The 9,128-nt window shown below is 69.1% G+C and carries 9 protein-coding genes and 1 pseudogene; 4 read left to right on the top strand and 6 right to left on the bottom strand.

The window, feature by feature from the left end; translation table 11 throughout:
• Nucleotides 1–158: 158 nt before the first annotated feature.
• Nucleotides 159–686 (top strand): annotated as a pseudogene (locus AC08OP_RS11840) (MMPL family transporter); the annotation flags it as partial.
• 285 nt (nucleotides 687–971) lie between these two features.
• Here the strand turns inward: AC08OP_RS11840 and AC08OP_RS11835 are convergent.
• Both AC08OP_RS11835 and AC08OP_RS11830 read right to left on the bottom strand, forming a co-directional pair.
• Nucleotides 972–1,160: a metal-sensitive transcriptional regulator gene (locus AC08OP_RS11835; RefSeq protein WP_476614238.1), complete on the bottom strand. Its 189-nt coding sequence runs from the start codon at nucleotides 1,158–1,160 to the stop codon at nucleotides 972–974.
• 158 nt (nucleotides 1,161–1,318) lie between these two features.
• Nucleotides 1,319–1,600 (bottom strand): DUF6508 domain-containing protein, encoded by a 282-nt coding sequence (locus AC08OP_RS11830; RefSeq protein WP_476614235.1) that lies wholly within the window; start codon nucleotides 1,598–1,600, stop codon nucleotides 1,319–1,321.
• Nucleotides 1,601–2,130: 530 nt separating this feature from the next.
• On the opposite strand from AC08OP_RS11830, the gene AC08OP_RS11825 reads away from it, so the two are divergent.
• Nucleotides 2,131–2,334: a cold-shock protein gene (locus AC08OP_RS11825; protein ID WP_011438823.1), complete on the top strand. Its 204-nt coding sequence runs from the start codon at nucleotides 2,131–2,133 to the stop codon at nucleotides 2,332–2,334.
• 175 nt (nucleotides 2,335–2,509) lie between these two features.
• Here the strand turns inward: AC08OP_RS11825 and AC08OP_RS11820 are convergent, their stop codons facing one another.
• Nucleotides 2,510–2,956: a response regulator gene (locus tag AC08OP_RS11820; RefSeq protein ID WP_476614234.1), complete on the bottom strand. Its 447-nt coding sequence runs from the start codon at nucleotides 2,954–2,956 to the stop codon at nucleotides 2,510–2,512.
• A 433-nt stretch (nucleotides 2,957–3,389) separates the two neighbouring features.
• Between AC08OP_RS11820 and AC08OP_RS11815 the strand changes: the two genes are divergently transcribed.
• Nucleotides 3,390–3,839 carry a carboxymuconolactone decarboxylase family protein gene (locus AC08OP_RS11815; RefSeq protein ID WP_476614233.1) on the top strand — a complete coding sequence of 150 codons (450 nt, stop codon included), beginning with the start codon at nucleotides 3,390–3,392 and terminating at the stop codon, nucleotides 3,837–3,839.
• 317 nt (nucleotides 3,840–4,156) lie between these two features.
• Nucleotides 4,157–4,492: a ferredoxin gene (fdxA, locus tag AC08OP_RS11810; protein WP_476614232.1), complete on the top strand. Its 336-nt coding sequence runs from the start codon at nucleotides 4,157–4,159 to the stop codon at nucleotides 4,490–4,492.
• 603 nt (nucleotides 4,493–5,095) lie between these two features.
• Here the strand turns inward: fdxA and AC08OP_RS11805 are convergent.
• The 3 genes from AC08OP_RS11805 to AC08OP_RS11795 form a co-directional block, all read right to left on the bottom strand.
• Complete coding sequence (locus AC08OP_RS11805) at nucleotides 5,096–6,178, bottom strand: 2-oxoacid:ferredoxin oxidoreductase subunit beta (protein ID WP_476614231.1); 1,083 nt, start codon at nucleotides 6,176–6,178, stop codon at nucleotides 5,096–5,098.
• Nucleotides 6,175–8,178, bottom strand: a complete 2,004-nt coding sequence (locus AC08OP_RS11800; RefSeq protein WP_476614230.1) for a 2-oxoacid:acceptor oxidoreductase subunit alpha — start codon at nucleotides 8,176–8,178, stop codon at nucleotides 6,175–6,177. Before AC08OP_RS11800 ends, AC08OP_RS11805 begins: the two co-directional genes overlap by 4 nt.
• 112 nt (nucleotides 8,179–8,290) lie before the next feature.
• A partial coding sequence (locus AC08OP_RS11795) for a cysteine desulfurase family protein (protein ID WP_476614229.1) occupies nucleotides 8,291–9,128 on the bottom strand: 838 nt, incomplete at its 5' end.

Genomic DNA, 9,128 nt, shown 5'->3' with positions numbered 1-9,128 from the left:
TGAGCACTAATGTCAGGAGTGTGGACCTGATCCCCGGCAAGATCGAGCGGGTGTGCGCCACCGACAACGCGGTGCTGCTGGCGGACGGACGGCGCCTGCCGTATGACTATCTGGTCATCGCCACCGGCACGCATACACGCCCGGACCAGACCCCGGGAATGCTCGGTCCGCAATGGCGCAAGAGCATCCACGACTTCTACAGCTACAGCGGCGCGGCCGCGGAGAACATCGACCTGCACACCCTGCTGTCGGACCGCACCCCGCTGGTGCTAGGGGTGGTGCTGGGGATGGGTTTCCTGCTGCTGCTCGTGGTGCTCGCCGCGCCGCTGGCGGCCGCCCTCGGGGTGGTCACGAACCTGCTCGCGACCGGTGCCGCGTTCGGCGTCGCGAAGCTGGTTTTCGCCGACGGGCACGGCGCGGGCCTGCTGGGTTTCACCTCCCAGGGGTTCCTCGACGCCTGGGTGCCGATCTTCTTCTTGGCAATGATCTTTGCGATCTCTATGGACTACACGGTGTTCCTGCTCGCCTCGGCCAAGGAGCACTGGGAACGCTCCGCCGATCCACGGGAGGCGATGGTCGGCGAGCTCGCCCACTCCGGTCGGGTCATCTTCGCTGCGGCCGCGGTGATGGTTGCGGTGTTCTTCACCTTCGCGCTGTCCGGACCGCTGCCGCCGAAGGAGATGGGCGTCATCCTCGGCATCGCCGTGCTGCTGGACGCGGCCCTCGTCCGCCTCACCTGTTACCCGTCCTGCTCCGGATCATCGGACGGGCCGCCTGGTACAGCCCGATGTGGCTGCGCCGCGTCCTACCCACTGTCACCTTCGCCCACTGACCGAACGCCCACTGACCGAACGCCCACTGACCGAACGCCCACTGACCGAACGCCCACTGACCGAACGCCCACTGACCGAAGCGATCGCGTCCCTGGGCCGGCTACCCGCAGCCGGCCTAGGCACGACATCTGCCGAGGGTCACGCGAGGGACAGGAACAGCTTTTCCAGTTCCGTCTCGGTCATCGGTGCCGCCTCGCCGCTCTCACGCGCGGCCAGGCACTGTTGCATCCCGGACACTATGATCTTAAATCCGGCCCGGTCCAGAGCTCGGGAGACCGCGGCAAGCTGGGTGACGACGTCAGCGCAGTCGCGACCATCCTCGATCATGCCGATTACGCCGCGGAGCTGACCCTCGGCGCGCCGCAGGCGCCGAATCACATCCGCCATCGCCGTCTCGTCGACCTGCATCCCGACCTCCATATCCCGCACCAGGTGACCGCGGGCGCTGCCTCCAAGATACCCTCCCGGGTATACATCGGGTGACCTCACCCGCGATCAGACCTTTCGGGGAGGAGATGCTCGGCGGCCTGACCGACGATGCATGTTTCCACCGCCGCAGCGATGCTCCCATCGACGAAACGTTCGCCCCGCACGATCGCGGTCGCCGCCCGCACCGCATCCGGGCAGCTCAACACCCCCGTTTCGCGATGATTCGGGATCGTCGCCGCTGGTTGTGGCTGGTTGTGGAGGACCTGGCGGGCGAAGGTGAGCTGTACCTGTCCAGCCGGCAGATCGCCGAGGCGCTCAACGCCGAGGGCTGCGCCCACCCAAGCGCACCGACCGCTTCGGCCCCGGCCAGGTCCTCACCCTGACCCGCCGGCTGGGCATCGGGGTCCGCCAGCCTCGCGGCACCCGCACCGCGCTAACCGGCCTGGGACCACACCGGTACTCGGTGACCGAACTCGCCGTAGCCCTCCAGCAGGCCGACCGCTACCCTCTACACCTGGATCTACCGGGGGTGGATCACCGCGCAGCGCCACCCGGATGGCCGGTCCTGGGTCATCATCGCCGACGACGCCGAGATGCAGCGGCTACGCGAGCGCCGGGCCCCGGGCCACTACACCCGCCGGGTACCCCGATAACCGACGTTTCGTCGGCTGCTTCGCATCGAGTCGGACGGGACAAGAGCCAAGCGGGCACACCACGTCGGTAGAGGGGTAGGCTGCAGGTGTTGCTTGTTCTTCCGTGCGTGACCTACGCAGAGAACGGCACGACTGGACCACGGCACCGGCCGGGGTCTGGGGCGAGGCCGGTACGCGAAGGACGCTTACCGGGAGCGCGGCAAGGAGAAATAATCGTGGCGCAGGGTACCGTCAAGTGGTTCAACGCGGAGAAGGGCTTCGGATTCATCTCCGTCGACGGTGGCGGCCCGGACGTGTTCGTCCACTACTCCTCGATCGTGGCGGACGGCTACAAGTCCCTGGATGAGGGCCAGAGCGTCCAGTTCGAGATCGTGCAGGGCCAGAAGGGACCGCAGGCGGACAACGTCCAGCCCGTCTGAGGCCGTACCACCCCCAGCCTTACGCGTCGGCGCGCGGCTCCCGCGGGAGCCGCGCGCCGATGTTGTGTTGGCCGATGTTGTGTTGGCAGGCCGGTAGTCTCACCGCCGTAGTTGACCGACGCCGTCGGCGGGCACCGCGCGATCATGGCTCATGTACACCTGATGAGCGACCAGATCAGCGCCCGGGCAACCGGACCACGGTGATGAAGAAGTCGTCGATGAACCGGACGTCGTCTACGAACCGGTCGAAGTCGACCGCCTTCGTCACGTAGGCGTTGGCGTGCAGGTTGTAGCTGCGCAGGATGTCCTCGGCAGCGTCCGAGGTGGAGAGCACCACGACGGGGATGCGTCGCAGGTCGGCGTCGGCCTTGACCTCGGCCAGGACCTCGATGCCGTTGCGGCGCGGCAGGTTGAGGTCCAGCAGGATCAGGTCGGCCGTAGGGGCCTGTGTGAAGGGCTCCTCCCGGCGGAGGAACGCCATGGCCTGGATACCGTCGTTCACGACATGCAGCCTGCCGTTGATCCGATCATCCGCGAACGCTTCGCGGGTCATGAGGACATCCCCCGGGTCGTCCTCAACCAGCAGTACGTCGAACGGGTCCGTACGGACACTCGCCGTCATCTGGATACCTCGAAGTAGAGGCCGCCATCGCATGGCAGCCGGACGAGAAGCGGGGGTAGGGACGAGAGGCGGAGTAGGGACGAGAAGCGGGGACAGGGCGGACCGGACGATCAGCGCCCACCGCGGGGGACGGCCGCTCCTCGAGAGCGTGAGCGGGGTCGCGAGCAGGCGCGGGCGGGGCCCGTCCGGCCCGGAACGGTAACCGGACATCCCGGAATCGATGCACGGACTTTGGCGATGTCTGACGGTACGCCAACGGAAGTGGTCTGTCGCCCCCCTAACAGGGACAAGTCCAAGGACAAGCCGAGGCTCACCGTTTTCGGCCTCGCCGCGACCGCCCGGGCACCCACGACCGCCCGGGCACGAGGCCGGACTTCGGCCGCCGTTCCCGGCGTGGCGGTTCCCGGTCGCCTCCGGCGGGAAGGCAAGGGCCATGAGCTCCGGCAGCCCGGTCCAGGACGAGATCCGCCCGCATGCCCGCGAACTGCGTCGGCTGATCCCGGACGTGTACCGGGGACTCGGCACCCTGGGCGACGCTGCTCTCCGTGACGGTGCCCTGGACAGCTGCACGAAGGAGCTGATCGCACTGGCGCTCGCCGTGAGCACCCAGTGCGACGGTTGCATCGAGACACATGCCCACGGCGCCGTCCGGCAGGGTGCGACCTGCCAGGAGGCAGCCGAGGCCATCGGGGTGGCACTGCTGATGAACGGCGGGCCGGCGTCGGTCTACGGCCCGCGCGCGTTCGCCGCCTTCAGGCGTTTCCGCGCCGAGCGGCACGAGGCGGGGGACGGTACGGCGCCGCTCGGCCACGTAACCCCGGCCTCGCCGGGACACGCTCCATCAACCGGCCAGGTTCAGCCCCCCGACAACACCGACGTCTGAACCGGCGGCAGAGGACACGCCGCGCCGACCACCTGGCGGACGGTGGTACCCGCAGACCGTCTTCATGACCGGCTGAGGACACGTCGGCGCGGGTGCCGCCGCCATCCGGCAGGCGCCCCGGACGGCCCAGATACAGACAAAGAAAATCTCATGGTTAAAATATCCCTGGAGATTTCCTCGCCCCCGTTTCGGGCCATCGAAATTCGTTGCTCCACGGACGAGTTGTTTACCTGTCCTTTACAGTTCCACCCACCTCGGCCGGCGACATCCTGTTACGATTTCCCCGTGACTGCAGGCGAACGGGGAAGAAGGATCCGATGACGTTTGTCGTCCTGTCACCCTGCATTGATGTCAAGGACACCGCCTGCGTGGAGGAGTGCCCGGTCGACTGCATCTACGAGGGCGGCCGCAAGCTGTACATCAACCCGGATGAGTGCATCGACTGCGGAGCCTGCGAGTCGGCCTGCCCGGTCGACGCGATCAAGAGTACCCGGATCGTGCCGGCGAGCGAGGCCGAGTTCATTGCGGACGAAGCCCGGTTCTTCACCGCCATCCTGTCTGGTCGGGATGCTCCGATCGGTAATCCGGGCGGCGCCGGCAAGATCGGCCCGATCAGGGCGGACACCGCCTTCGTCGCGTCCTACAGACGCTGACGAGACAAGCCGCCGGCGAAGGCTGACGCGGCCACGGCGTCAGCGAGACCGCCGGCCTACGGCCGGTGCCCAGGGCCCATCCCGTCCGGGCACCGGCCCTCTACATTTCGGGGCCGAAGCAGGGGCCGGGGTCGAAGCAGAATTCGGGGCCGGAGTCGGGGCCGGAGTCGGCTGGAGACGTTCCCGGCGTTCCCCGTACCGCGCCTGAATCGACGTGTCTCGATGTGTCTCGACGGGTTTCCCGACGGGTGATGCCGACCGGTCGTGCCGTTGACCAGATGACCCGCCGCGGAATGCCGATTGACGAGAAAGTGGCGTGACAAAAATCCCGGAAAACGGCGTGCAGGCGTCATCACCAGGCGGCCATCATCACCAGGCGGCCGGAGACCATGACGGAAACCACCTGGGGCCGGAACCGGGATCACTCCGGGCCGAGGCCGAGCCGGGCAGAGTAACGCGGAATCCCCTGAGGGGATCAGGCCAGCCCTGACAGGCCTGATCCCCTCACCCCCTCGCCCCCGAGCGACCGCCCGGCGACCGCCCATCGGTCCGGTTCGCCTCAGCCGTAGGTCTCATCCCAGCCGTAGGTCACCCGGCGGCGACCTACCCGGCCACCGTCCAGGAGTCGGCACCTTGGAGCAACGTCCGCAGGTCGCCTAGGCCGCCGGGCCGGGCGGTCGCCAGCCTCTCCTGGAACAGCTGGTCGAACACGGGATGCGAGACCGACCGGTAGACGCCGATCGGCGGCTCCGGAAACTCCGCCTGCGCCAGCTGGGCTAGGGCGTAGGCGTAGGTCGAGTTCTCCACCGTCGGATCGTGCACCACGACGCGGGAGTCACCGCTGTGCCCGACGGCCAGCTCCCCGGTGGCCGGGTCGCGGATCACGGCGTACTGCTCGTCCACTCCGAAGACCACCGGCATACCGGGCGAGAGCCGGATCGGCCCCTGCTCGCCCTTCGCCCCGGCGACCCCGGCGGCGCCGGCATCGGCATCGGACCGCTTCGGCTGACGGGGAATCGCGTTGAACGTGGGGCAGCCTTGCCGGATCTCCACCAGCGCCGCTCCCTGGTGCGCCGCGGCGGCGGTGAGGGTGGCGGTGAGGTGGCGACGGTCCGAGTCGATCGTGCGGGCGACGAACGTCGCGCCGGCGCCGAGCGCGAGCGCAACCGGGTCGAACGGGTTGTCGAGCGACCCGTGGGGGCTCGACGGGCTGATCGTGCCGATCCTGGAGGTCGGCGAGTGCTGACCTTTCGTCAAACCGTAGATCTGGTTGTTGAACAACATGATCTTGAGGTTCACGTTGCGACGCAGCGCGTGGATAAGGTGGTTACCGCCGATCGACAGCGCGTCGCCATCACCGGTTACGACCCACACCGCCAGGTCCGGCCGGTTGATCGAGACTCCGGTCGCAAAGGACGGCGCCCGGCCGTGGATCGAGTGGATGCCGTAGGTGTCGAGGTAGTAGGGGAACCGCGAGGAGCACCCGATGCCGGACACGATCACGATGTTCTCGGGCGGGACGCCGAGGGCCGGCAGCAGACCCCGCATCGTCGAGAGGATGGCGTGGTCCCCGCAGCCGGGGCACCAGCGGACCTCGTTGCCGGTCATGTAGTCCTGCACGGTCAGCACCGGCCGTCCCGCCGAGTCACCCGACGGTTCTCCGGATCCATCATTCAGCGAGATCATCGTCCTGCCTCCCCGGCCGTGCCGAGCTTCGAACCAAGGTGTGCGTTCAACCGGGCGCTCACGTCCCCGACCGGCTTCGAGGCTGCCTCCGCCGACGGCTCCTCGTCGATGCCCTGGATGATCCGGCTGATGACGGAGGTGAGCTCGGCCACCCGGAACGGCATGCCGCGGGTCTGGTTGTAGCCGACGGTATCGATCAGGCATTCCCGGCGCAGGAGTCCGGCGAGCTGCCCGAGGTTCATCTCGGGGACGAGCACGGTGTGGTACTCCGACAGCACCGAGGCCAGGTTCGCCGGCAGCGGGGCGAGATGGCGCAGGTGCGCCTGGGCGACCTTCATACCGTCGCGCCGCACCTGGCGGCAGGCTTCACCGATCGGCCCCCACGTCGAGCCCCATCCGATCACCAGCACATCGGCGCCGGATCCGGGCGGCCCACTGGGATCATCGACTTCCAGGAGCGGCACGTCGATGTTATCGATCTTGGACTGTCGGGTGCGGACCAGCAGGTCGTGGTTGTCGGGGTCGTAGGAGACCGCGCCGGTCAGCTCGGCCTTCTCCAGACCACCGATGCGGTGTGTGAGCCCCGGGGTACCCGGGATCGCCAGCGGGCGGGCCAGCGTGATCGGGTCCCGCGCGTACGGCAGGAAGATCGGGTTACCGGCCTCGTCCACCCCGTTCGGGCCGGTGGCGAGATCGATCCCGATGCTGGGCAGCTCCGCCGTCTCGGGCACCCGCCACGGCTCGCTGCCGTTGGCGACGTAGGCGTCGGACAGCAGGATGACCGGGGTGCGGTAGACCAGCGCGATCCGGGCCGCCTCCAGCGCGGCGTCGAAGCCGTCCGCGGGCGAACGCGCCGCGATCACCGGCAGCGGCGCCTCGCCGTGCCGGCCGTACAGGGCCTGGAGCAGGTCGGACTGCTCGGTCTTGGTCGGCAGACCAGTCGACGGCCCGCCGCGCTGCACGTTGACGACGACGAGCGGCAACTCCATGATCACCGCAAGACCGAGGGCCTCGGTCTTCAGGGCCATCCCGGGACCGGAGGTCACGGTCACGCCGAGCATCCCGGCGAAGGCCGCGCCGATCGCGGAGCCGATGGCGGCGATCTCGTCCTCGGCCTGGAAGGAGCGCACGTCGAAGGATGCGAGCGCGCTCAGTTCGTGCAGGATGTCGGAGGCGGGAGTGATCGGGTAGGCGCCGAGGAACAGCGGCATCCCGGCCTGCTGCGCGGCGGCGACCAGGCCGTAGGCGATCGCCTTGTTGCCCTTCATGTGCCGGTAGGTGCCGGCGGGCAGCTTGGCCGGCTTCACCTCGTAGGCGAGCGCGAAGGCCTCGGTGGTGTCGCCGTAGATCCACCCGGCCCGCAGCGCGGCGATGTTCGCGGCCTGCACGTCCGGCTTCGCGGCGAACCGCTTCTGCAGGTAGGCGATCGTGTCCTCGATGGGCTGGCTGAACATCCAGGACACCAGGCCGAGCGCGAACATGTTCTTCGTCCGGGCAGCGTCCTTGCGCTTCAGGTTGAACTCAGCGACGGCCGTGGCGGCGAGACCGGTGAGGTTGATCGCGTGCACGTGGTAGGCGTCCAGCGACCCGTTGGTCAGGGGATCGGCCTCGTAACCGGCCTTTTCCAGACCCATCACCGTGAACGCGTCGGTGTCCACGATCAGGACCCCGCCGGGACGCAGCTCGGCGATGTTCGCCTTGAGCGCCGCGGGGTTCATGGCGACCAGAACGTCGGGCCGGTCGCCCGGGGTCCTGATGTCGTGGTCGGCGATGTGGAGCTGGTAGCTCGACACCCCGGCCACGGTTCCGGCTGGCGCCCGGATCTCCGCCGGGTAGTTCGGCAGCGTCGCCACGTCGTTGCCGCCCGCGGCGGCCTGGGCGCCGAACCGGTCACCGGTGAGCTGCATCCCGTCGCCGGAGTCACCGGCAAAACGGATCACCACGTGTTCCAGTTGCGTGACCCCCGGGTCGGGTCGTTCGGACAACTGTTCGGTTGGCATGGCGAAACCTCATCTCAACTTCTCGGCTACGCACGCCCGCGCCGGGCGAGCGGGACCGCGCGTGGCAACGCTGACAGCGCGGAAGCGGGGTCAGGGAAGCGCGGGGAACGGGTCAGGGATAGGCGGATCGGGGGGCGGGCACCTCGGGCATGCGCAGGGCCCGCGAGAACACCCGGTCGGTGGGGATCTCCTGCACCCGGAACTCGGTGGTGGGGCCGTCGAAGAGATCGTTCGATCGGTTCTGCTCCAGGGCACGCACGCGCAGCACCGCGCGAGCCACCGCGGCGGCGGCGGCGTGGATCTGGTCGACGGTGGTGAACCGGCCCACGCTGAACCGCAGGCTCTCCATGGCCGCCGTGGTCGACCGGCCCATCGCGGTGAGCACATGGGACGGCTCGGCGCCGCCACCGTGACAGGCGGAGCCCGCGGACACCGCCACGTCCGGCAGACAGGCCTGGACGGCGTCGGCGTCGGCACCGACGAACCGCAGGTTGGTGGTGTTCGGCAGCCGGCATTCGCGGCCCCCGCCGCGCTCACTCGGCCCGTTGAGCTCGACGGCATCGACGCCGAGCCACTCGACGAGCAGATCGTGCAGCAGCTCGGTCTGGGCCCGCTGCCGCGGGGCCTCGTCCTCCATCACCGCGGCGGCAATCCGCGCCGCGGCGCCGAAGCCGACCACCCCGGCGGTGTTGACCGTGCCGGCGCGCAGGCCCCGTTCCTGCCCGCCGCCGTGGATCAGCGGTGCCAGCTGCGACCGGGCGTGCCGGCCGGCGATCAGCGCGCCGGTGCCCTTGGGCCCGTAGAGCTTGTGCGCGGACGCGACGGCGAGGTCGATGCCGGCGTCCGCGACCGAAACCGGCATCCGGCCCAGCGTCTGGGTGATGTCGGCGAGGTAGAACGCCCCCGCCCCGTGGGCGAGCTCGGCGATGGGCCGCGGGTCGTTCAGCGTC

The sequence above is a fragment of the Frankia sp. CeRuru1 genome (assembly GCF_977966315.1).
Note: the sequence above shows the minus strand (reverse complement) of the source record. Positions and strands in the feature narration are given on the sequence as shown.